This window comes from Ochrovirga pacifica (assembly GCF_000220525.1).
GTDB lineage: Bacteria > Bacteroidota > Bacteroidia > Flavobacteriales > Flavobacteriaceae > Ochrovirga > Ochrovirga pacifica.
The window spans coordinates 33455-57949 of the sequence record NZ_AFPK01000044.1; the positions used below are offsets into that span (position 1 = coordinate 33455).

General features: G+C 33.1%; 24 protein-coding genes. 19 read left to right on the forward strand and 5 right to left on the reverse strand.

Annotated elements, in window-relative coordinates; all coding sequences use genetic code 11:
- The first annotated feature begins 17 nt into the window (after nucleotides 1–17).
- Nucleotides 18–2825, forward strand: a complete 2808-nt coding sequence (gene polA / locus FS85_RS15425; protein ID WP_010135936.1) for a DNA polymerase I — start codon at nucleotides 18–20, stop codon at nucleotides 2823–2825.
- 78 nt (nucleotides 2826–2903) lie between these two features.
- On the opposite strand, the gene FS85_RS0109230 is transcribed toward polA, so the two are convergent.
- Entirely contained in the window at nucleotides 2904–4256 is a 1353-nt protein-coding gene (locus tag FS85_RS0109230; protein ID WP_029489373.1) for a T9SS type A sorting domain-containing protein, read from the reverse strand.
- Nucleotides 4257–4550: 294 nt separating this feature from the next.
- On the opposite strand from FS85_RS0109230, the gene rplM reads away from it, so the two are divergent.
- The 7 genes from rplM (at nucleotide 4551) to FS85_RS0109265 (ending at nucleotide 11047) form a co-directional block, all read left to right on the forward strand.
- A complete protein-coding gene (gene rplM, locus FS85_RS0109235) occupies nucleotides 4551–5006 on the forward strand; it encodes a 50S ribosomal protein L13 (protein WP_010135941.1) in 456 nt (151 codons plus the stop codon).
- A gap of 2 nt (nucleotides 5007–5008) precedes the next feature.
- Nucleotides 5009–5395 carry a 30S ribosomal protein S9 gene (rpsI, locus tag FS85_RS0109240; protein ID WP_010135942.1) on the forward strand — a complete coding sequence of 129 codons (387 nt, stop codon included), beginning with the start codon at nucleotides 5009–5011 and terminating at the stop codon, nucleotides 5393–5395.
- A gap of 168 nt (nucleotides 5396–5563) precedes the next feature.
- Entirely contained in the window at nucleotides 5564–6304 is a 741-nt protein-coding gene (gene rpsB, locus FS85_RS0109245; RefSeq protein ID WP_010135943.1) for a 30S ribosomal protein S2, read from the forward strand.
- Between the two features lie 86 nt (nucleotides 6305–6390).
- On the forward strand, nucleotides 6391–7212 hold the full coding sequence (tsf, locus tag FS85_RS0109250) for a translation elongation factor Ts (RefSeq protein WP_010135944.1): 822 nt from the start codon (nucleotides 6391–6393) through the stop codon (nucleotides 7210–7212).
- Between the two features lie 137 nt (nucleotides 7213–7349).
- Entirely contained in the window at nucleotides 7350–8060 is a 711-nt protein-coding gene (pyrH, locus tag FS85_RS0109255) for a UMP kinase (protein ID WP_010135945.1), read from the forward strand.
- Nucleotides 8061–8068: 8 nt separating this feature from the next.
- Nucleotides 8069–8623 (forward strand): ribosome recycling factor, encoded by a 555-nt coding sequence (gene frr / locus FS85_RS0109260; RefSeq protein WP_010135946.1) that lies wholly within the window; start codon nucleotides 8069–8071, stop codon nucleotides 8621–8623.
- Nucleotides 8624–8719: 96 nt separating this feature from the next.
- Nucleotides 8720–11047 (forward strand): efflux RND transporter permease subunit, encoded by a 2328-nt coding sequence (locus FS85_RS0109265; RefSeq protein WP_010135947.1) that lies wholly within the window; start codon nucleotides 8720–8722, stop codon nucleotides 11045–11047.
- A gap of 3 nt (nucleotides 11048–11050) precedes the next feature.
- Here FS85_RS0109265 and FS85_RS0109270 read toward each other — a convergent pair whose 3' ends face one another.
- The gene (locus tag FS85_RS0109270) at nucleotides 11051–11908 is read right to left on the reverse strand and encodes an RluA family pseudouridine synthase (protein ID WP_010135948.1); all 858 of its coding nucleotides are present in this window, start codon (nucleotides 11906–11908) and stop codon (nucleotides 11051–11053) included.
- A 157-nt stretch (nucleotides 11909–12065) separates the two neighbouring features.
- On the opposite strand from FS85_RS0109270, the gene FS85_RS0109275 reads away from it, so the two are divergent.
- On the forward strand, nucleotides 12066–12641 hold the full coding sequence (locus tag FS85_RS0109275) for a CopD family protein (protein ID WP_010135949.1): 576 nt from the start codon (nucleotides 12066–12068) through the stop codon (nucleotides 12639–12641).
- A 5-nt stretch (nucleotides 12642–12646) separates the two neighbouring features.
- Here FS85_RS0109275 and FS85_RS0109280 read toward each other — a convergent pair whose 3' ends face one another.
- The 3 genes from FS85_RS0109280 to FS85_RS0109290 form a co-directional block, all read right to left on the reverse strand.
- Complete coding sequence (locus FS85_RS0109280) at nucleotides 12647–13780, reverse strand: glycosyltransferase family 2 protein (protein ID WP_010135950.1); 1134 nt, start codon at nucleotides 13778–13780, stop codon at nucleotides 12647–12649.
- 94 nt (nucleotides 13781–13874) lie between these two features.
- On the reverse strand, nucleotides 13875–15536 hold the full coding sequence (locus FS85_RS0109285) for a SulP family inorganic anion transporter (protein WP_010135951.1): 1662 nt from the start codon (nucleotides 15534–15536) through the stop codon (nucleotides 13875–13877).
- An 86-nt stretch (nucleotides 15537–15622) separates the two neighbouring features.
- A complete protein-coding gene (locus FS85_RS0109290) occupies nucleotides 15623–16261 on the reverse strand; it encodes a rhomboid family intramembrane serine protease (RefSeq protein ID WP_033194673.1) in 639 nt (212 codons plus the stop codon).
- 57 nt (nucleotides 16262–16318) lie between these two features.
- On the opposite strand from FS85_RS0109290, the gene FS85_RS0109295 reads away from it, so the two are divergent.
- The 10 genes from FS85_RS0109295 to FS85_RS0109340 all read left to right on the forward strand — a co-directional run bounded on the left by FS85_RS0109295 (nucleotide 16319) and on the right by FS85_RS0109340 (nucleotide 24493).
- On the forward strand, nucleotides 16319–17242 hold the full coding sequence (locus FS85_RS0109295; RefSeq protein WP_139062184.1) for a lysophospholipid acyltransferase family protein: 924 nt from the start codon (nucleotides 16319–16321) through the stop codon (nucleotides 17240–17242).
- Between the two features lie 13 nt (nucleotides 17243–17255).
- A complete protein-coding gene (locus tag FS85_RS0109300) occupies nucleotides 17256–18104 on the forward strand; it encodes a LytR/AlgR family response regulator transcription factor (RefSeq protein WP_010135955.1) in 849 nt (282 codons plus the stop codon).
- A 146-nt stretch (nucleotides 18105–18250) separates the two neighbouring features.
- Complete coding sequence (locus tag FS85_RS0109305; protein WP_010135956.1) at nucleotides 18251–19711, forward strand: phytoene desaturase family protein; 1461 nt, start codon at nucleotides 18251–18253, stop codon at nucleotides 19709–19711.
- Nucleotides 19712–19713: 2 nt separating this feature from the next.
- Nucleotides 19714–20550 carry a phytoene/squalene synthase family protein gene (locus FS85_RS0109310; RefSeq protein WP_010135957.1) on the forward strand — a complete coding sequence of 279 codons (837 nt, stop codon included), beginning with the start codon at nucleotides 19714–19716 and terminating at the stop codon, nucleotides 20548–20550.
- Nucleotide 20551: 1 nt separating this feature from the next.
- On the forward strand, nucleotides 20552–21013 hold the full coding sequence (locus tag FS85_RS16135) for a hypothetical protein (protein ID WP_010135958.1): 462 nt from the start codon (nucleotides 20552–20554) through the stop codon (nucleotides 21011–21013).
- Entirely contained in the window at nucleotides 21006–21464 is a 459-nt protein-coding gene (locus tag FS85_RS0109320) for a sterol desaturase family protein (protein ID WP_010135959.1), read from the forward strand. Before FS85_RS16135 ends, FS85_RS0109320 begins: the two co-directional genes overlap by 8 nt.
- The gene (locus FS85_RS0109325) at nucleotides 21464–22156 is read left to right on the forward strand and encodes a lycopene cyclase domain-containing protein (protein WP_010135961.1); all 693 of its coding nucleotides are present in this window, start codon (nucleotides 21464–21466) and stop codon (nucleotides 22154–22156) included. The genes FS85_RS0109320 and FS85_RS0109325 overlap by 1 nt, the downstream gene beginning before the upstream one ends.
- On the forward strand, nucleotides 22143–23429 hold the full coding sequence (locus FS85_RS0109330) for a cryptochrome/photolyase family protein (RefSeq protein WP_010135962.1): 1287 nt from the start codon (nucleotides 22143–22145) through the stop codon (nucleotides 23427–23429). The genes FS85_RS0109325 and FS85_RS0109330 overlap by 14 nt, the downstream gene beginning before the upstream one ends.
- 82 nt (nucleotides 23430–23511) lie before the next feature.
- The gene (locus tag FS85_RS0109335; RefSeq protein ID WP_010135963.1) at nucleotides 23512–23895 is read left to right on the forward strand and encodes a hypothetical protein; all 384 of its coding nucleotides are present in this window, start codon (nucleotides 23512–23514) and stop codon (nucleotides 23893–23895) included.
- A 64-nt stretch (nucleotides 23896–23959) separates the two neighbouring features.
- Nucleotides 23960–24493 carry a YfiT family bacillithiol transferase gene (locus tag FS85_RS0109340; protein ID WP_010135964.1) on the forward strand — a complete coding sequence of 178 codons (534 nt, stop codon included), beginning with the start codon at nucleotides 23960–23962 and terminating at the stop codon, nucleotides 24491–24493.
- Nucleotides 24494–24495 lie beyond the last annotated feature (2 nt).

Genomic DNA, 24495 nt, shown 5'->3' on the forward strand with positions numbered 1-24495 from the left:
ACTTAAACAAACACCTTATGGCTTCAGAAAAAAGACTGTTCTTGTTAGATGCTTATGCTTTAATTTTTAGAGGATATTACGCATTGATTAAAAACCCTAGAATCAACTCCAAAGGAATGGATACTTCTGCAATTTTAGGTTTTACCAACTCTTTATTGGATGTTATTAAAAGAGAACAACCTCAACTGCTAGCCGTTGCTTTTGACAAAGGAGGATCGGTAAGTAGAACTGAATCTTTCGAAGCCTACAAAGCAAACAGACAAGAAACCCCAGAAGCAATTAAGATCGCAGTTCCGTACATACAGCAAATTTTGCGTGCTATGAACATACCTATTATTGAAAAGGAAGGATTTGAAGCAGATGATTTGATAGGCACCTTGGCCAAACAAGCCGAAAAGGAAGGCTGTCAGGTATACATGGTAACACCTGATAAAGACTATGCTCAGCTGGTTTCAGAAAACATTTTTATGTACCGACCTGCTAGAATGGGGAATGGAATTGAAATTTGGAACGTAGACAAAGTAAAAGAAAAATTTGAAGTAGACACCCCATTACAAGTAATAGATTACTTAGGAATGATGGGAGATGCTGTAGACAATATTCCGGGATTACCAGGAGTTGGTGATAAAACCGCTAAAAAATTCATCAAACAATACGGCTCTATGGAAGGCTTACTAGCCAATACTCATGAGCTGAAAGGAAAAATGAAAGAAAAAATTGAAGCTAATAAGGAACTTGGACTGCTTTCTAAACAATTAGCTACTATAATTTTGGACTGCCCTGTTGAATATCATGAAGAAGATTTTACGATGTGCCCTCCCAATTTTGAAGAAGTCCACGCTATTTTTCAGGAACTAGAATTTAGACGAACGGCAGAAACTATTAACAAAATTTTTAACATTAACATTAGCACCATTACAGAAACAACTTCTGAAAACACAACTGTAAGTCCACAAAAAAACAACACTAAAGAGCAATTAGATTTGTTTTCAGAAACTACACAAAATGTAACCATAGAAACAGGCTACGCTACATTAGAAAGTTCAAAACCTATTTACCAATACATCCATACAGATCTTGCCAGAAAGCTCTTCATTCAAAAATTGATGCAGCAACCAAAAGTTGCTTTTGAGATTATTAGTGAACGAATAAATTTTGTAGACGAAATTATAGGATTTGGTTTTTCTTACCAAGCAAACTCTGGCTACTACATCCCCACAAAGAACAATAAACTACAAATTCTTAAAGAGCTACAAGCTTTTTTTGAAAACGATGCGATTGAAAAAATAGCATACGAACTTAAGGGAAATATCAAAATATTAGCTCAATATAAAATTGAGCTTAAGGGTGCAGCCTTTGATATCAGTTTAGCTCACTACCTATTGCATCCTGACATGAGACATCAACTAGATGTGCTTTCAGAAACTTATCTAAACTACCAAGTTACACATCAAGAAAAAGTTTTAGGAAAAGGAAGAAACAAAGTTACACTGTCTGATTTAGACTTAAACACCATTACTCCATACACTTGCGAACAAAGTGACTTATGCTTTCAATTAGAGCAAGGGTTTAGACAAGATTTAAAAGAAAACAACTTACACAAACTCTATACAGAAATAGAATTACCTTTATTAAAAGTATTGGCAAAAATGGAACTGGAAGGTATTAACTTAGATGTTCCTTATTTAAAAGAACTATCTCTTGCTTTAGAAAATGACATTCAGTTATTGGAACAAGAAATACATCAACTAGCTGGAGAAGAATTTAACATTGCCTCACCAAAACAATTAGGAATTGTTCTTTTTGAAAAACTAGCATTGATAGATAAGCCAAAAAAAACCAAAACAGGTCAGTACGCAACAGGAGAAGATATTTTAACCAAGCTATCAGAAGAACATACAATTGCCGAAAAAATACTAAACTACAGAGGTTTGGTAAAACTAAAAAATACCTATGTAGATAGTTTACCAAACGAAGTAAATCCTGTTACCAAACGAGTGCACACTACCTACAGCCAATCTACTGCTGCTACAGGAAGACTGAGCTCTAACAATCCGAATCTACAAAACATTCCCATAAGAACGGAACGAGGTAGGTTGATCCGTAAGGCGTTTGTTAAAAAAGATGAAGAACACGTACTTTTGGCAGCAGATTACTCGCAAATAGAACTAAGACTGATAGCGGAATTGAGCCAAGACCCAGAGATGCTAGCCTCTTTTAATAACGGAGACGATATTCACCGATCTACGGCAGCCAAAGTCTTTAATGTTCCATTAGACCAAGTTACAAGAGAACAACGTAGCCAAGCAAAAACCGTAAATTTTGGTATTATTTATGGAGTTTCAGCTTTTGGATTGAGTCAGCAAACCAACCTAAGCAGAAAAGAATCAAAGGAGCTAATTGACACCTACTATCAAACCTATCCAACATTAAAAAAATACATGGCAGACCAAGTAACTTTTGCCAAAGAACACGGATATGTAAAAACCTTACTAGAAAGGCGTAGGTATTTAAAAAACATCAATTCTGCCAACGCTATTGTCCGTTCAGCTGATGAACGAAATGCTGTAAATGCTCCCATTCAAGGAACTGCTGCAGACATTATTAAAATAGCGATGATTGATATTCAAAAAACATTAGAAAAAGGCAATTACAAAAGTAAAATGTTACTACAGGTACACGATGAATTAGTTTTTGACATCTACAAAAATGAATTGAACGAACTACGTCCTATGATTGTCTCAAAAATGGAAAATGCATACAAGCTAAACGTTCCTTTACTTGTAGAAACAGATTTGGGAGACAATTGGCTGGATGCACATTAAACTATTCTATTCAAAAAAAAAAGAGCAGTAATAAAATAATTACCGCTCTTTTTTAGTTTGTTTAAAAACAAGCTAAGGTTACTTTTTTATAAAACGCTTTGTTGAAACTACATTTGTATCGCTGTAAATTTTAACAACGTAAATACCACTATTTAAATTGGAAACATTTAAAGAACTGGTATTTTTAGCCTCTACTACTTTTGCACCTGTAATCGCATATATTTCTATTTTTGAAATAGTTTGATTCTTAACAGCAACATTAAGCCTATCCTCAACAGGATTTGGGTAAACCAAAGCGTTAGTGTCGTCAATTGTTATTTTTTCAGAGCTTAATGTTGAACAATTAAAACAAGCATTTAAATCATCAATGTAAATTGCTTCACCAGCTTGCAGTGTGTTATTTGCATGAATCACTGGTCTAAATTGTACTTGATTAAAATCTGTTCCTCTAGAAACAGCATTTCCTTCAAAAGTAAACTCCGTCCAAGTATTTACAGGTACTGTGATTACATCTGTAATAAATAAGTTTCCATCAGCCCAAGGCTCTATCTGTACGTCGTTCATTAAAAACCTATAACTTCCCTGTAATCTTATTTCTCTCTCTGTTACACCAGAACCTTCAGCTGCTTCAAAATACACCCAGTAGCTAGCTCTCAAATCGAAAGTAGTTCCTGTTGATACAGTACTAGGCAGATCATAACTGTAATTCGTCCAAATGTATTGAGTAGAGCTTCCGTCGTGATTTGATGCGTAGTTAACTTTAAGGCTTCTAGTTCCTGTTCTTACTTGCTCTGTTGAAACGGTAACATCGTTAAAAGCTCTGCCTTGTGGATTCCAAGGACTGTAGTCTGTAGTAGTTCCTGCCATTCCATCATCAAAACTAGGGTTTTGAACGATCCCCGCATATGTTGTTGGGTCAAAAAACTCAATTTCATCAATGGTAATAGTACCTGCAATACTAGTAGTGTTATCCAACCTGAATTGTACTTGCATATTTAACTCTTCTCCCACCCATTGTGTTGATGACATCGCAAAGAAATAAGTTTTGTAATCCGTATCTGCTGTTGTAATACTTATTTCTGGTGTCCAAGTTACCGCTCCACCATCATTGTCATGTCCTATACGCATTGAAATTGCATTAGAAAGATTCTTTACAACAACTTTTGCATAAGTGTAAGAGTTAGCATCAACACCATTAGGTGATGATACAAACCTTTTAAGAGTGGCGTTTTTACCTGCACCATCAAAACTTATAACTCCTTTTCCATTATCTGTAGTTTGAACAACGGTAGTTGTACCATAATTCTTTTCCCAAAGCTCTGTGTCTCCTGACGTTTCAAAATCAAAAGTTTGTTGAGCGTGTAAAGCCTGCGTACTTAACATACCTATAAATGCAATAGGAAGAGTTTTCATAAGTAATTGTTTTCTCATAAATTTAATTTTTAATAGTTAAAATTGTTTTATTCGCAACTAAATTCGTTTTTTTATAATCAAAACAAAAAAAACACATACATGATTTTACATAGACATTCAAAAAAAACAACCATATGTTCTGTTTTTTAACAATATGTTGCATCGACAATGAATGTAAATTGTAAAAAAAGAAAAGAAATTTAAAGTGTTGCATAATTATATAGTGCTAATTAAAAAAATAGTTCTACTTTTGCAGTCCCTTCGAGATTTCGGAGAAGAATTATTGTTTAATTATCACAAAAACTAATGTAAATGAACACATTAAGTTACAAAACAGTATCGGCTAACAAAGCTACAGCTGACAAGCAATGGGTTTTAGTTGATGCGGACGGGCAAACATTGGGTCGTTTAGCTTCTAAAGTTGCAAAACTTATTAGAGGTAAGTACAAGCCAAGCTTTACTCCACACGTAGATTGTGGAGACAACGTTGTTATTATCAACGCTGAAAAAATTCAATTAACTGGAAAAAAATGGTCTGACAAATCTTACATTCGTCACACAGGATATCCAGGAGGTCAAAGAAGTTTAACTGCAACAGAAATGTTCGAAAAAGATCCTACAAGATTGATTGAGAAAGCAGTAAAAGGAATGTTACCTAAAAATAAATTAGGAAACGCTCTTTACAAAAACTTATATGTTTATGCTGGTGCAGAGCATGCTCAAGAAGCTCAACAACCAACAGCTATTAACTTAAATGACCTTAAATAATTATGGAAACAGTTCACAAAATTGGTAGAAGAAAAACTGCCGTAGCAAGAGTATACGTTTCTGAAGGACAAGGAAACATTACTGTTAATGGAAAAGAATTGACTGCTTATTTAACTACAGGTACATTACAGTACAAAGTAAAACAAGCATTATTATTAACCGACAATTTAGAGTCTTTTAACATTACTGTAAATGTATACGGTGGTGGTGTTACAGGTCAGGCAGAAGCAATTCGTTTGGCAATTTCTAGAGCGTTGTGTGAAATTAACCCAGAAAACAGAGCTATCTTAAAACCTGAAGGATTATTAACTCGTGATCCAAGAATGGTAGAACGTAAAAAATACGGTCAGAAGAAAGCACGTAAGAAATACCAATTCTCTAAGCGTTAATATTTACAGTGTTTTTAAAGTTGCAAGTCTTAAAGATTTTTTTAAACCTTTTAACGTTCAACTTTACAAACCAAATAACAAATTAAAAACATTGTTTAGTCAAATGGCTAAGACTTCGGTAGAACTACTTAGCCATTGCCTAAATAAACATTCTAAACAATATATATTATGGCAAATATCCAAGAATTATTAGAAGCAGGTGTACACTTTGGACACTTAACTAGAAAGTGGAACCCAAGTATGGCTCCTTACATCTACACAGAGCGTAACGGAGTACACATCATCGATTTATACAAAACATCAGCTAAAATTGACGAAGCATCTGCTGCTTTAGAAAAAATTGCTGCATCAGGAAGAAAAATCTTATTTGTTGCTACTAAAAAGCAAGCAAAAGATATTGTTGCTGAAAAAGCAGGAGCTGTAAACATGCCTTACATTACAGAAAGATGGCCAGGAGGTATGTTAACCAACTTTGTTACTATCCGTAAAGCTGTTAAGAAAATGGCTCAGATTGATAGAATGAAAACGGATGGATCTTTTGATGCACTATCAAAAAGAGAAAAATTACAAATTGACCGTCAACGTGCTAAATTAGAAAAGAACTTAGGTTCTATTGCAGACATGACACGTTTACCAGGAGCTTTGTTTGTAATTGACGTTAAAAAAGAACACATTGCTGTTGCCGAAGCAAAAAAATTAAACATTCCTGTTTTTGCAATGGTAGATACTAACTCTGACCCAAGCGATGTAGACTTTGTAATTCCATCTAACGATGATGCTTCTAAGTCTATTGATAAAATTTTAAGCTTAACTACCGAGGCAGTAGCTAAAGGGTTAAGCGAAAGAAAAGCTGGTAAAGAAGCTGCAGCTTCTGCAAAAGAAGAAGCAACAGCTGAAGAGGCTAAATAATTACAAAAATTTAACATGTAACGGTACAAAACTTTTCTAATTTTGTACCGTTCATTTTATAAACAATATTTTAAAGAATAAATACTATGGCAGATATTAAAGCAGCTGACGTAATGAAATTAAGAAAAATTACGGGTGCTGGTATGATGGATTGTAAAAAAGCTTTGGCTGAATCTAATGGAGATTTTGACGGAGCTATTGAAGTTTTACGTAAAAGAGGTCAGAAAATGGCTGCAAAAAGAGCAGACCGTGAGTCTACCGAAGGTGCTGCCATTGCAGTTGTAAATCAAGACAGTACAAAAGGAGTTTCTATTGTATTAGGTTGTGAGACTGACTTTGTTGGTAAAAACGAATCTTTTGTTGCTTTGGCTAACCAAATTGCTGAAATCGCTTTATCTGTATCGACTAAAGAAGAATTATTAGCTGCTGATTTTGGTGGTGTTTCTGTTGCAGACAAATTGGTAGAGCAAACAGGAGTTATTGGTGAGAAATTAGAAATTAATGCTTTCTCTAAAGTAGAAGCTCCATTTGTAGGTTCTTACATTCACGCAGGAAATAAAATTGCTACTTTAGTAGGATTGTCTGGTGCTGCTGATGGTGCTGAAGTAGTTGCAAAAGATGTAGCTATGCAAGCTGCTGCTATGAATCCTATTGCTTTAAACGAAGAAGGTGTTGATGCTTCTGTAATAGAAAAAGAAATTGAAATTGCAAAAGATCAATTAAGAGCAGAAGGAAAACCTGAAGCTATGTTAGACAATATCGCAAAAGGAAAAATTAAACGTTTCTTTAAAGATAATACTTTAGTAAATCAAGACTTTATTAAAGATGGTAAGCAATCTGTTGCTCAATACGTAAAAACGATTGGAGACATTGAGGTTGTTGCCTTTACAAGAGTTGCATTGGGTTAATTATTAGTCTGTGCTAAAAATACAAAGCCTCTCATTTTTATGAGAGGTTTTTTTGTACATCAAAAAAAAGAAACTGACATTCTAACAACTTAGATTTTGAACTAAAATTTTATATTTGCACAAATCTTTAAAAAATCATGCAATACAAAAGAATACTATTAAAATTAAGCGGTGAAGCTTTGATGGGTTCCCAACAGTATGGAATAGACACAGAGCGTTTGGCGGAGTATGCAAAAGAAATCAAAGAAGCAGTAGATACAGGGTTACAAATAGCCATTGTAATTGGAGGTGGAAACATTTTTAGAGGAATTTCTGGTGTTGCACAAGGAATGGATCGAGTTCAAGGAGATTATATGGGGATGTTAGCTACTTGTATTAATGGAATGGCTTTGCAAAGTGCTATTGAAGCGCAAGGAGTGCCTACTAGACTATTAACAGCCATTAAAATGGAAGAAATTGCTGAACCTTTTATCAAACGAAGAGCGGTAAGACACCTAGAAAAAGGCAGAGTTGTTATTTTTGGAGCAGGAACAGGAAACCCATATTTTACAACCGATACCGCTTCGGTACTTAGAGCTATCGAAATTCAGGCAGATGTAATCTTAAAAGGAACACGTGTTGATGGTATTTATACAGCAGATCCCGAAAAAGATCCAAATGCAACTAAATTTGAATCTATCAGCTATCAAGATGTATTGCAAAAAGGTTTGAAGATTATGGATTCTACCGCTTTTACTTTAAGTGAAGAAAACAAATTGCCTATCTTGGTGTTTGACATGAATACCAAAGGAAACTTAATAAAATTGATTAAAGGGGAAAATATTGGTACAGTTGTAACAGAAAAATAAGAAACAAAATGAACGAAGAAGTTGCTTTTATTATCGATACAACCAAAGAGGGAATGGAAAATGCTATCGCTCATTTGGTAAAAGAATTTAGTAATATTAGAGCAGGTAAAGCAAGCCCTGCTATGTTAGGTAGTGTTATGGTAGACTACTACGGATCTAAAACTCCATTAAGCCAAGTAGCCAATGTAAACACTCCTGATGCACAAACAATTACCGTACAACCATGGGAAAAAAACATGATTCCTGAAATTGAAAAAGGAATTATGAATGCCAACCTTGGTTTTAACCCAATGAACAACGGTGAAAATATTATTATAAACGTACCTGCGTTAACAGAAGAAAGACGTAAAGAATTGTCTAAACAAGCAAAAGCTGAAGCTGAACACGCTAAAGTAAGCGTGAGAAACATTCGTAGAGATGCTAACAACGACATCAAAAAAACAGATATTTCTGAAGACGAACAAAAAGGTGCTGAGCAAGATGTACAAGATTTAACTGATAAATACATCAAAAAAATTGATGAATTGTATACTGTTAAAGATGCAGAAATAATGAAAGTTTAATTACTTTTGTAACCATCTAATTTTTAAAGCTATCTAATCGAGTAAATCTACGAAATTAGATAGCTTTTTACATCAAACTTGTTACATCTTCCTTTTATGAATTTTTGGAATACACTTGCCAGAACCATTCTAACCCATAGAGTTGCTACTTTAATTTTAATTGCTTGTATTACCACAGCATTAGCACTACAGTTTAAAAATGTACAATTTTCTTATACAGAAGCCAATCTTTTACCCGAAGACCATCCTGTAAATATTGAGTATGATGAGTTCCTCTCTATATTTGGTGAAGAAGGAAACCTTATTGTTTTGGCTGTACAAGACTCTTCTTTAATAAACAATGCTACTAAATTCAACAATTGGATTGCTCTTGCTGATCAAATAGCGAGTTATAAAAATGAAATAGAAGGTGTTGTTTCTTTTAGTAATATTAAAGAACTTCAAAAAAATACCAGTAAGCAAAAATTTGAACTTAAATCTTTGTTTCCCAATAAGAAATTAAATCAACAAGAAATAGATAGCATTAAAAATCATATTTTTGACAACCTTCCTTTTTACGACAACTTATTATTCAACAAAAAAACAGGTACATTACAAACTTTGGTTTATGTTGACAAAGAGATTGTAAACACAAAAATTAGATCGGACTTTGTTAAAAATGTTTTCAAACCCTTACTAAAAAAGTTTGAAAAAGAAAACAATCTTCAAATAAGGGTTTCTGGTGTTCCATATATCCGAAGTATGAATTCTGCTAGTGTAAAATCGGAAATGGGAATGTTTGTGGCATTAGGATTAGGAATTACAGGACTGATATTTTTCTTGTTTTTCAGGTCGCTACGAGCAACAACCATTACGCTTATGGTAGTTATAATTGGAGTGGTGTGGTCTATTGGTTTTATCGGTTTGTTTGGATATACCATATCTATATTAACAGCTTTAATTCCACCTTTAATTATTGTAATTGGGGTACCTAACGCAATTTTTTTAATTCATAAATACCAGCAAGAAGTTAACAAACATGGCAACAAGGCCAAGTCTTTACAAAGAGTAATCACTAAGGTAGGAAATGCTACTTTGATGACTAATATTACTACATCGGCAGGATTTGCAACCTTTATATTCACTAAAAGTCAATTACTAAAAGAGTTTGGTGTAGTTGCCTCTATTAGTATTTTAGGAATTTTTGTTTTATCTATCTGCTTAATTCCTACACTTTATAGTTTTTTACCACTGCCTAAAGCCAAACATTTAAGACATTTAGAAAAAAAATGGGCTGATACGATTATTAGTAAAATGACTCAAATTGTACGTCATAAAAGACAGTATGTTTATTTGGCTACTTTTATGGTTGCTTTTATTGCACTGATAGGTGCCGAACGTATTAAAGTATCGGGAAGTTTGATAGAAGACATGTCTAAAAAAACTCAGTTTTACAAAGATATTCTGTTTTTTGAAAAAGAGTTTGGAGGAATTTTACCTTTAGAAATTCTGATTGATACCCAAAAAGATAAAGGGGTGATGAATTTAAGCACCCTAAAACGTATTGAGAAAATGGAACAAGAGATTATTAAAATTCCTGAATTATCTAAACCCATTTCTATCAACAATTTGGTTAAATTTTCTAAACAAGCCTTTTATAACGGAAATGTTAACTTTTACAAATTGCCAACTTCACAAGAAAAAAACTTTATTCTTAGCTATGCTCAAAACTCTGGTGCAAATACCAATGCACTAAGTACTATGGTAGATTCTACAGGTAGATATGCTAGAATTACCACATTTATGAAAGATATAGGTACCGAGCGTATGGAGCAAATTCAGGACAGGTTACAGCTTATTATAGATGAGCATTTTCCATCAAAAAAATACAGCGTAAAGATGACTGGAAAAGCATTGGTATTTGTAAAAGGAACCAATTATTTAATAAACAACTTAACCATTTCGCTAACTCTTGCAGTACTATTAATTTCTATTTTTATTGGTTCTTTATTTAAAAACTATAAAATGATTTTAATCTCTCTAGTTCCCAACCTACTCCCTTTGTTGCTAACTGCTGGAATTATGGGGTATGTTGGTATTCCGCTAAAGCCTTCTACTATTTTAGTGTTTAGTATTGCTTTTGGAATTTCTGTAGATGATACCATTCATTTTTTGGCAAAATACCGACAAGAACTGATAGCAAGCAAAGGAAAAATAAGAAAATCTGTTTACAAAGCCTTAAGGGAAACAGGAATAAGTATGTTCTATACCTCTATTGTTTTGTTTTTTGGATTTTTGGTATTCATTATCTCCAGTTTTGGAGGAACCAAAGCATTGGGTGGCTTAATTTCTATTACGTTGCTTTTTGCAATGATTTCTAACCTGATTATTTTACCTGCTTTGCTCATTACATTCGAAAGAAACATTCGTAAAAAAGAACTTTAATTTTTAGAATTCCATCAATCTTTTAAATTTTGATGGAACTTCTTTAAACACCTCTAACTTCTTATCTAAAAAAGGATGTTTAAAAGAAAGACTTTGTGCATGCAAAAACAAACCTTTCCCTTTTAAAACAGCTCCTTCTTTGCCATACAAAGTATCTCCTAAAATTGGAGTTCCTAAATAAGCACAATGGATTCTAAGCTGATGTCTTCTTCCCGTAAGGGGCTTAAGCTCTACCCAGTTTAAACAAGTATATTTTTCTGAAGGTACTGTTTTTAACACTTTAAACATAGACACACTTTCTTTATCCTCAATTGGACTTGTGATTTGTCCCTCGGTCAACATTTTTCCTTGCGTAATGGCTATGTACGTTTTTTGAATCTTTCTATCTTTAAACAAGTCACCCAAAACATGAAGACTACGAGCTGTTTTCCCAACCAAAAGCAAGCCACTAGTAGCAAAATCTAATCGATGTATAGGTTGTGGTTTTACGGCATCTTTTTCGCTACTCACCTGTAAGTTAAACTCTAACGCATTGCTAATGGTTTTTGCTTTGTTTCCACTTACCAACATTCCTGCAGGTTTGTAAATTACAGCTAAAAAATTGTCTTGGTACAATATATCCAAAGGCATTTGAATGTTCTTTTTCTGCAAACTTTCATCTTCAATTAGTGTCAGTTCTTCATTTCCTAGCAAAAATTGTCCAGATACTCCTCTGATTCCATTTACACAAATCAAGCCTTTTTTAATGGCTTTCTTAACTCCAGACTTGGTAGGTACCTGATTGAAAATTCCGACCGCATAATCTGAAAGCCGAATTTTCTCTGTAAGTACTGGAACTTTGTGATGTTGCAATATATTCATGATTTGCAATATTGATAAATTTGACTTTTTTTAATTCTGACTAAATGGGTATTTGACACAATCAAATAATAATCATTAAATATTAAATTCTTCTTGTGTTTTATAGACTTTCTAATTTGCAGATTTTGTAATTTGCATTGGAAAAGTAATTAAAATTATGGAATATTTATACGTAAAAGCTTTGCATATTATTTTTGTAGTAACTTGGTTTGCTGGTTTGTTTTATATGGTTCGATTGTTTATTTATCATGTAGAAGCAGAACAAAAACCAGATAATGCAAGAATTATTTTACAACGTCAGTACAAATTGATGGAAAAAAGGTTATGGTATATTATTACTTGGCCTTCCGCTATCATTACTTTAATTACTGCAGTGTATTTATTGTATTTATCTCCTGGCTTTTTAACACAAGGTTGGATGTGGGTAAAGCTTTGTTTTGTAGCAGCACTGTTTGCTTATCAATTTGCATGTCATTACATTTATAAAAAACTTCAAAACAACGTAATTGATTACTCTGCTTTTCAGTTAAGAATGTGGAATGAAATAGCTACCATTATTTTGTTTTCTGTGGTATTTTTAGTGGTTTTAAAAAACACCATCAATTGGATTTGGGGAGTTGCAGGAATCTTAATTATTGCAATTTTGCTAATGCTTATGACCAAATTATACAAAAGAATGAGAGCAAAAAAAAGTTGGGACACTGAAGAAAGTGGTAATTTACCTAAAGAATAGCAATTTTACTTTAGAAAAATAACTTCTCCTCTACCATCTGCTGTGTTACTACCAATAAGAAAGTTGGTCGCATTGGGTAAAATTTTAAATAGGACTTTGTGAAAACGATGCGTTCCTATATGATTGATAATTTCTTGATAAGACATGGCTTTTTCTTCAAACCACACCTCTTCTACTTCATATTCTCTTATCACTTCTTCTAAGCGTAATATACTTTGAGGACTTACTGTAATAATTTCTTTGTTTAACTGTAAATCTTTTACAATATCTCTTTGCCCTACAAATAATATTTTTTTTGTATCTGCTATTAAAATAGGAGCATTGGACAACTGAAAATACTTTAGCAAAAACCAAAACTTTACCCCTACTTTCATCAGAGTTACATCTATGCCTGTAACTTTAAAATGCTTTTTGTAAAAAATATTCATGGCACCATAAAAATGTCTTAAATATTTTACATCTTTTCTGGTACTTTCTCCTTTGTAGTGAATGACTACAGATTTTCCATAATAATAATTGCTATATCCTGATTTTGTTAATTTATAGCTTAAATCAATATCTTCTCCATACATAAAATAGTCTTCATCAAAACCACCTACTTGTAGGTATCGTTCTTTTTTTAAAAGCATAAAAGCCCCCACCAAAACCTCTATCTGTCCCACACCATCTTTGGTTAAATAATTGGCATAATATCCTGTAGCATTTATTCCCAACATTCTACCTAAAGAACGTTTGGGAGTAGGAAGTCCTCTTTTACTTTCAGGTAAAAAAATACCTGTACCATCTATCAAACGAACTCCTAAAGCACCTAAATCTTGTTGAGCATCGGCAAAAGGTAGTATTTCCTTAAATAATTTTTCTCCTACAACAGTATCTGGATTAAGAATTAACACATATTCACCCTGAGCAATTGCCACTCCTTGGTTGTTGGCTTTAGAAAACCCAACATTTTTAGTGTTGGCTATTAATTTTGCTTGCGGAAAACGGGTACGAACCATTTCGCAGCTATTGTCTATTGAAACATTATCTACAACAATTACTTCACCATCTACGTTTTCCAAAGCTTTGTAAACACTTAGTAAACATTGCTCTAAAAAATAACATACATTATAGCTAACAATTACAACAGAAAGTTTCATAACCCTATTTTTTTCCGAATATATATAATATCTGCTTTTTAACTTGCTTATCAGTGCTAAATTTCTAGCTAAAATAAAGTTACCAAATTCGTTTTTATTTAGGACTTACTTCATTCAATCCTTTTTTAAAAGCCTCGGGATTTTCAACCAAGTGATAACGTGGATCGTCTATATTATCAATAATAATTTCCTCAAATTTTGGATTGGCCTTAGTAAGTAATACTTTACAATCTTTGCTTAAATGTCTTAGTTTGACTTCTTTTCCTAAATCATTGTATTTATTTACAATATTTCGGATGGCCTCTAGACCAGAATGATCTGTTACTCTAGATTCTATAAAATCTATTTCTATATATTTTGGATCGTTTTTAGGATCGAACTTTTCGTTAAAAACATTGACAGAACCAAAGAACAAAGGACCCCAAATTTCGTACGTAGGCACGCCGTCTTTTACTCTTTTTCTTGCACGTATTCTAACGGCATTTTCCCAAGCAAATACCAAAGCAGAAATAATAACCCCAGCAAATACAGCAATGGCTAAATCGAAAATTACAGTAATTACAGAAACAGCCACTAAAACAAAGGCATCGGCAGCAGGAATTTTTCTAAGGATACGAATACTAGACCATGCAAATGTTTCGAATACCATAACAAACATTACTCCAATCAATGCAGCTATAGGAACTTGTTCTATGTATTTATCAGCAAAAAGAATAAACGACAATAAAGTAAGTGCCATCATTACCCCAGACAAACGACCTCTACCTTTTGCATTGATATTAATTACAGTCTGTCCAATCATTCCGCAACCTCCAGTTCCTCCTAACAAACCACTGGCTATATTTCCCATTCCCTGAGCTATACATTCTCTGTTTCCGTTTCCTCTTGTATCTGTTAGCTCATCAACCAAATTCATCGTCATTAAAGATTCTATCAAACCAACCGAAGCTGCTAAAAATGCATAGGGCAATAAGAACGATAAAGTATCTAAATTAAAGGGTAAGTTTTGCCAAAACTCTTGATTAGGAGTTGGAAATTTTCCTTTTAGTCCTTCTCCTCCTCCTTCACGAATGTAAGATCCTACCGTAGACACTTCTAAATCAGAAAAAACAACCAGCAATGTTACAATTAAAATAGCAGTTAATGCAGGTGGTAAAGTCTTGGTGATTTTAGGTAATACAAAGATAATTGCCATGGTTAGGGCTACCAAACCTATCATCATGTAAAGCTCTGTACCTGTCATAAAACTGGTTACATAATGTTTTACACCTTCTGCAGAAACTTCTAAAGTTTTGTGACTAAACATTTTTACCTGAGCCCAAAATATAACAATAGCCAATCCGTTTACAAAACCAAGCATTACTGGGTGAGGTATTAATCGAACAAAACGTCCTAGTTTAAAAACACCTGCTAAAATTTGAATGATTCCCATTAAAATTACAGCTCCTAATAAGTAATAGTATCCCATATTTTCTATAGGAGTATCCATTAGCATTCCTTTGGCATGTCCTTCCTGTATCATATGCACAAAAATAACAGCAACGGCACCAGCAGCACCAGATATCAGTCCTGGTCTCCCTCCAAAAACTGCTGTAATTAACCCAATAATAAAAGCACCAGACAAGGCTACTAAAGGATCTATTTGTGCCACAAAAGCAAAAGCAACAACTTCGGGAATCATGGCCAAAGAAACGGTCATTCCTGCTAAAATATCGTTCTTAGGATTTTTAGTAAAACTTTTTAAAAACTCACTCATTTTTCTTGATTTTAGAGCTGCAAAAGTAAGTTTTATAAGTAAGTAGGACAACTCTACAACATTAATAAATACTTATGTGGTACTGTTTAAGCTTTTTTTAAGTGCAAGCCCCAGAGAATTACAATGGGAATTGCCATTAACAAAACCTCTACAGGATGCTGATAAAAAACCGAAGGTTGCATTACAATTGTTAGCAAATAACCCGCTACTGCCCCACCAATATGGGCTGTATGCCCTACATTCCCCACTTGATTTCTCATTCCGTATATAGAATATAATAGGTATGCAATTCCAAAAAAATATCCTTTAATGGGAATTGGAATTAATAACAAATATAGTTTCATATCAGGAAACAATACAATGCTAGAATAAACAATTCCTGTAACTGCTCCTGATGCCCCAACCGCACTGTAATATGGGTCGTTTTTATGAACAAACAAAGACAAATAGTTCCCCGCCAACAAGCTTACTCCATATACTAACAAAAACTGCACACTGCTAAAAGAATACAAAACAGTTCCAGAAAACAGATACAATGCGTACATATTAAACCCTAAATGAAAATAATCTACGTGTAAAAAACCTGAAGAAAACAATCGGTATTGCTCTCCCTTTTGAATACTTAATACACTGAATTTGTATTTATTGAAAAAAAACTGCTCTTTAAAACCTTTTAAACTTGCTAGAATATTAGCAGCTATCAATGCGATGACTATAAAATTCATTTTTGTTTCTATTCATTTTGTAGGATATATATTCGATATTTGCAACTCCTTTTATTGATGAAGATGAACAAAGACCGAATTATTTTTCACATTGTATACCCTATTATTTATCTACTGGCTAAGTTACCACTTTGGTTTTTATATGGTGTTTCTAATTTGATATATTATCTAATCTACTACATTATTGGATATCGAAAAAAAACAGTACGAAAAAATTTAGCTTTGTGTTTTCCTAACAAATCTGAAAAAGAACGTTTGGAAATAGAAAAAAAATCATTCCGTCACTTTGTAGATATTTTTATAGAAATGTTAAAAGGCTTTGGAATACCACAAAAAGAAATAGACAAACGTTACAAATACACCAATCCCCAAATTTTTAGAGAAATAGAAAAACTAAACAAATCTGTAATTCTTTTAGGGGCACATTACGGAAACTGGGAATGGTTGTTTAATATCAATCATCATACACGTTTGCAATGTTACGGAGCCTATCGCAAAGTAAAAAATCCTTATTTTGATCGTTTTGTAAAAGAAAATAGAGGTCGTTTTGGATCTAACTTTATCACCACCAAAGAAACCATTCCACAAATTGTAAAAAATTACAGAAAAGGAATACATTCTATGTACGGATTGTTAAGCGATCAAACGCCACATATTTCTAAAACCCATTATTGGGCACCATTTTTTGGTCATATTGTTCCTATACACACAGGTGCAGAAATGTTGGCTCAACGTTTTGATTTTGCCGTAATTTACATGCGTGTAAAAATGCCCAAAAGAGGATTTTATGAAATTACTTTTGAACTTTTGACCGAATCGCCAGAAAAAACAAAAGGCTATCCAATGACAGATTTGTATTTAAGAAAATTAGAAAAAGATATACAAGAAAGACCTGAATTGTATTTTTGGACACACAAACGATTTAAGTATTTAGGCAAAATGCCTAAAGACAATCAAGATGTTTTGATAAAAAACAAGTAAATTTAACATTGGTATGATAGAACAATTTAAAACCTGGTGTAATAAACCTTACTTCTTAGTAGATAAACTAAACGTAAAGCTTTCCATGGTTTTAGGAGTGGGTTTGTTTACCTACTTATTTTTGTTTGTTTTTCAGCCTTATGGAATTAATAAAGTTATAAACGCCAACCACTTTCTTATTGTTGGATATGGTTTTTTGGTAAGCGTTAGTTTGTTTATTAGTTATTTTGTGCTGCCTAGACTATTTCCATTTTACTTTAGCGTAAAAAGCTGGACTATACAAAAAGAAGCACTTTTTTTACTCGCTTCCTTTTTGCTAATTAGCACTACAAACTATTTTTATCACCATTTTTTTGTAGCTCACTACTTGCCTAATTTTTCTTTTTTACGATTTGTATCTGTTGTATTTTCTATTGGTATTTTCCCTGTATTTATCATCATCTTTTTAGTAGAGCGCTATTTGTATAGAAAACACAATTTGGAACCTACAAAAATTATAGAAACCATACGAAAAGAAAAAAAAGAAACGGTTTCCATTCCTTCAGACAATATTAAAGAAGCTCCTTTAGTTTTGGATATTGATGCTATTATTTACGCACAATCTAACAACAACTACACCACTATTTTTTACTTAGAACATCAAAAAGTAAAAAAAGAATTGATGCGAATTACTTTAAAAAAAGTAGCTGCTATCTTAGAAAAACATCCACAATTTGTACGTTGTCATCGTTCTTATTTGGTAAATAAAAACGAAATTTTAAAGGTGGAAGGAAACGCACGTTCGCTACAAGTTTATCTAAAACCTATAGATCATGTAGTACCTGTATCCAGATCTTTCCCAAAAGAACGTTTGCAATACTAGTCCATTAACCACAAAAGTGTTAAGAGAAGTGCCCATACCTCCCATTAGTCACAAATTCTGCCCAAAAACCACATATTCTATCAAGCAATATTTGTAAATTGTATTATTGTGATGGCTATCTGTTTAGCCCAAAACAATAAATCAACATGCAAAAAGAAATCGTAATTATCGGAGCGGGATTTTCATCTTTAGCTGCCAGTTGTTATCTAGCCAGAGCAGGACATGGGGTTACTGTACTGGAAAAAAATAGTCACTTTGGGGGAAGGGCTCAACAACTGCACAAAGATGGATTTGTGTTTGACATGGGGCCAACCTTTTATTGGATGCCCGATGTCTTTGAAAAGTTTTTTTCTGACTTTAACAAATGCCCCTCCGACTACTATCAGTTAGAAAGGTTAGATCCGGGATATCAAGTATATTCCGATGTAAACAAAGTCATAGAAATTGCTGCCAATTTTGATGAAATTGTAAACACATTTGAAAGCATTGAAAAAGGAGCTGGAGCTGCTTTACAAAAATTTATAACCGATGCCGAAAACAATTACAATTTAGCCATCAAAGATTTGGTGTACCAACCTGGTGAAAACTTAATGGAAATCATTACTCCTAAAACAGCTCTAAAAATTGGAGCTTTTTTTGGGACTATCAAATCACAAGTTGCAAAATTCATCAAACATCCAGACTTAAAACAAGTGTTAGAGTTTCCCGTACTTTTTTTAGGAGCCAAACCCGAAACCACTCCGCAGTTTTATAACTTTATGAACTATGCCGATTTGCAACTAGGCACATGGCATCCGAAAAAAGGAATGCACCAGGTTGCTATGGGAATGGTGGCTTTAGCGAAAGAATTGGGTGTAACTTTTAAGGCTAATGAAAATGTAGAACACATCAACCTAATAACAAATAAAGTCGTATCAGTAACCACTAACAATCAAACTTATACCTGCGATATTTTGCTAAGCGGTGCTGATTATCATTTTACCGAAACCTTACTTCCCAAAGAATATCGTCAATATTCAGAAAGTTATTGGAACAAAAAAACGTTTGCTCCTTCGGCACTTTTGTTCTACGTAGCTTTTGATAAAAAGTTAGAAAATGTAGCACATCACACCTTGTTTTTTGACACTGATTTTGATATTCATGCCAAATCTATATACGATACTAAAGAATGGCCTACCAACCCATTGTTTTACGCTAGTTTCCCAAGTATTACAGATGACTATTTTGCTCCAGAAGGAAAAGAAGCTGCTACTTTTTTAATTCCTATTGCTCCTGGTTTAGAAGATAGTACAAAAATAAGAGAACATTATTTTGAAATTATCATTAACAGATTAGAAAAAATAACAAACCAAAGTGTGGCTCCTTTCGTACGTTTTAAAGAGAGTTACTGCGTAAAAGATTTTAAAGAACAATTTAACTCTTATAAAGGAAACGCCTACGGATTGGCCAATACCTTGCTACAAACACACATATTAAGACCTAAATTAAAAAGTAAAAAAATAAATAACCTATATTTTACAGGTCAGTTAACAGTACCAGGACCAGGGGTTCCTCCTGCCATTATTTCTGGAGAAATTGTTAGCCAACTTATTCTAAAAAACAAGTAATTATGAAAGCACTTTTTGACAACACAAGTTACCAATGCAGCCAATTGATTACCAAAAGTTATAGTACTTCCTTTTCTATGGGAATTTTACTGTTTAAACCCTCTATTCGCCCAGCTATTTATGCCATTTATGGTTTTGTTCGTTATGCAGATGAAATTGTAGATACTTTTTTAGAGTTTCCTCAGCAAGAATTGTTGGATGAATTTGAAGCTGATTACTACAAAGCTCTAGAACGCAAGATTAGTTTAAACCCCATACTAAATGCTTTTCAAGAAGTTGTTCATCGTTATGACCTACAACCTTTTGTAAAAGATTTTCTAAAAAGTATGAGACGAGACTTGTCTCAAACCATTTACATTTCACAACAAGATTACGAAGCCTATATTTATGGATCTGCCGATGTCGTTGGATTGATGTGCTTACGAGTTTTTGTAAACAACAACGAAGAAAAGTTTCGAGAGTTAAAACCTTATGCTATGAAATTAGGATCTGCGTTTCAGAAAGTAAATTTTTTGCGAGACTTAAAAGACGATCTCGAAAATCTAGATCGCTCTTACTTTCCAAATCTTACTACTTTGCCTATGAGTCCCGAAACCAAACAAGAAATTATTAATGATATAGAAGCTGATTTTGAACAGGCATTGGTAGGAATTAAAAAACTTCCTATTGAAAGTAAAATGGGTGTATATTTAGCTTATAAATATTATTTAAAACTACTAAACAAGCTAAAAGCAACAACCAGTGAAGAAATTATGAATCAGCGTATTCGTGTATCTAACTCAACCAAAATTTTAATTTTGATGAGGGCATATACCAAATACTCATTGAGATTAGTTTAATATGAGATGGCTATTGTTTTTTTGGATGTTTACTATATATGCACATTCTCAAAAGTGCAAAGACTTAGACACCATAAGAGCTATTTTTCAAAAAGGAGTAAATGAGCAAGAATTAGAACGCATGATTGAAATTTGCGAACGCTCTTCTTGTCGTCAAATAATTCCCTACTACGCAGCTTCTCTTATGAAAAAAGCAGAATTTGTTTGGTCTCCTTTTGAGAAGTTAAGTACCTTTAAAAAAGGAAAAAAAAAGCTAGAAGAATTTATTGCTAAAAACCCTAAAAATATAGAAGCCAAATACATCCGTTGGTTGACACAAAAAATGGCTCCCAAATTTTTAGGATACCGTGATCGTTTAGAAGAAGATTATCAATATATACAAAAAAACATCCATCAAAGTAATATTAATCCTAGCTACCAAAAAGTGATGTTGAATCATATAAAAAAAATACAAGATGAATAACCTATTGCTGTACTTTTTAACAACTACAGGTACATTTTTACTGATGGAATGTATTACCTGGTGTACACATAAATTTGTAATGCATGGTTTTTTGTGGTACCTTCACGAGGATCATCATCAACCAAAATACCAAGGTGTCTTTGAAAAAAATGATGCTTTTTTTGTCATTTTTGCCATTCCTAGTATTGCCTTGTTTTATTTTGGAATTCATCCCGAGCTCAACTATTTATTTTTTATCGGATCGGGAATTTTATTATACGGTATTGCCTACTTTTTAGTACATGACATCATTATTCACCAACGTTTTCCTTGGTTTAAGAACATTAAAAATCCGTATATCAAATCGCTGCGAAAGGCACATAAAGTTCATCATAAACACTTAGGAAAACAAGACGGAGAATGTTTTGGAATGCTGTACGTTCCTATCAAATACTTTAAACAATATTTTTAATGCAGGCATACACGTATTTGCTAATTGATTTGGCTTGTATTTCTGTTCCTTTATTTGCAAGTTTTTATCCCAAACATGCTTTTTACAAAGAGTGGAAACCTTTTTTTACAAGTTGTGCATTGGTTGCTATTTTCTTTTTAATATGGGACGAAATCTTTACTCGTTTTGAATTTTGGGGGTTTAACCCAGATTATCTTACAAAAATTTATGTAGGCCATTTGCCCTTAGAAGAAATTCTGTTTTTTTTCTGTATTCCTTACGCTTGTTCTTTTACCTATTTTGCTTTTTTGTATTTGTTACCTAACAAAAAACACAGCAATAAACTTGCGCAACTAAACTACGCATTGGCTATGTTCTGTTTAGGTTTAAGTGTCTTAAACTACAGCAAATGGTATTCGTTTTTAACCTTTCTTTTTTTAGGGTTGTTCTTGCTATACCTTCGTCTAAAAAAAATAAACTTATACTATTACTACTTGGCCTATGTAACCATTTTACCTTTCTTTTTTATCAGTAACGGAATCCTAACAGGAAGTTTTTTAGAAGCTCCAATTGTTTGGTATAACAATACACAAAATTTAGGAATTAGACTTTTTACTATTCCTTTTGAAGATGCTTTTTATGGAATGTTACTAATTTTTGGTAATATTTATTTTCATCAACTTTTTAAAAACTCATCGCATGAAAAAAGTTAATGTATTTTGGTTTCGTAGAGATTTGCGCACTTTTGATAACACAGGCCTAAACAAAGCCTTACAGAGTAGCAATCCTGTATTGCCTATTTTTATTTTTGACGAGCATATTTTAGACGAACTTCCTATAAAAGATGCCCGTGTAACTTTTATTTACAAAGCTTTAGCTGCTATTGATAAAGAACTAAAAAAACACCAAAGTAGTTTACTGGTTTTACAAGGAAAACCAGAAGAAGTATGGCAACAGCTTTTTAAAGATTACCAAATACAAGAAGTATTTACCAACAAAGATTACGAACCTTATGCTTTAAATAGAGATCGTGCTATTTATAAATTGACAAAAGAACATCAAGCAGCATTTTATAGGTTTAAGGATCAGGTAATTTTTGAAGAAAAAGAAATTGTAAAAGAAGATGGAAATCCATATACCGTTTATACTCCCTACAAAAAAAAATGGATTAATAAATTTAAAAACAACACATTAACTGTTTCCGAATGCAGTTTTTCCAACTTTCTACATTTCGAAGCTTCTTTTCCAAAACTGAGCGATATCGGTTTTCAAGAAACAGAAATAGAACTTCCAGAATTTTCACCTAAAAACATTCAAAATTATGGAGACAACAGAGATTACCCAGCTAAAAATCACACTACACATATAGGGGTTCATCTTCGTTTTGGTACGGTAAGTATTAGAAAGATTGTAGTGGACTACGGAAAACAAAACGATATATACTTAAGTGAATTGATTTGGAGAGAGTTTTTTATGCAAATTTTATTTCATTTTCCCAAAGTACAGCAACATAATTTTAGAGCAAAATACGATGCCATTCCATGGAGAAATAACGAAAAAGAATTTCAAAAATGGTGTGATGGACAAACTGGATACCCTATGGTAGATGCAGGAATGAGAGAACTAAACACTACTGGCTACATGCACAACCGAGTTAGAATGATTGTTGCCAGTTTCTTATGCAAGCATTTATTGATTGATTGGAAATGGGGAGAAGCCTATTTTGCCCAAAAATTATTAGATTACGAGTTGGCTGCTAACAATGGAAACTGGCAATGGGCTGCGGGCACAGGCTGTGATGCTGCTCCTTATTTTAGAGTTTTTAATCCCACCACGCAAATTGAAAAGTTTGATAAAAATAATGAGTACATCAAAAAATGGATTCCTGAGCTTAACGATTCTAATTATCCAAAACCCATGGTAGATCATAAAATGGCTAGAGAAAGAGCTATTAGCACCTATAAAAAAGCACTTTCTACAAACTAATTGGCAAAATTTTATTGTTGAATGATTAGTACCTTGAACAACTTTTCAATCTTTGCAAACACGTTATTAATATATTTTTAGCATGAAAAGAACTTTACAAATAGCTGCTATTTACAATTTAGTATGGGGTGCATGGGTGGTACTATTCCCCCATCACTTTTTTGATTTAGTGGGCTTAGAACGTTTAAACCTACCTATGATTTGGCAAGGAGTTGGAATGATTGTAGGTGTCTACGGACTAGGTTATTGGTGGGCATCTTATCACCCTTTAAAACATTGGCCCGTAATAACTGTAGGCTTTTTAGGAAAAATATTTGGGCCGATAGGTTTTGTTATGAACTATGCACAAGGTTTGGTTCCTTTTGATTTTTTTTACACCCTTATTTTTAATGATTTAATATGGTGGATTCCTTTTGGAAATATTCTTTGGAAAGTACACACACAACAAAAATGGAAACTTAATTAAGTAAGTTTTTTGAGCTGTTTTATTTTTTTACTAGTTTTAGACTACCATCATAAATTGTTTTAGAGTGGAAAAACTAAAGTTCCCGATAGGTCCTTGTCCAGAAACTAAAGACCCTAGCAATCAAGAAATCCAAAAATGGATTCAGGATATTGCAAACTTTCCTAAAAGTGTTAAAGAAATTACTCAAAATTTAACAGTCGAAGAATTGAACTGGAAATATCGTCCAGAGGGTTGGACTCTAAAACAAGTTGTTCATCATTGTGCAGATAGTCATCTTAATAGCTTGATTCGTTTTAAACTAACCCTTACAGAAAACAAACCCACCATAAAACCTTATTTAGAAGACAAATGGGCTGAACTTGCCGATGCTTTAGATGATGATGTTTCTACTTCTATAGCTTTGCTTACAGCTTTGCATAAAAAATGGGTGTTTTTGTTAAAGTCACTAAGTACAGAACAATTACAGATGCAATTTGTCCATCCAGAACATGGAAAACAATTTTCCTTGCTACAAATTATTGAAGTATATGCTTGGCATTGCAACCATCATTTGGCTCATATCAAAAATGCAATTATATCTAAAGGTAAATACAACTAAAA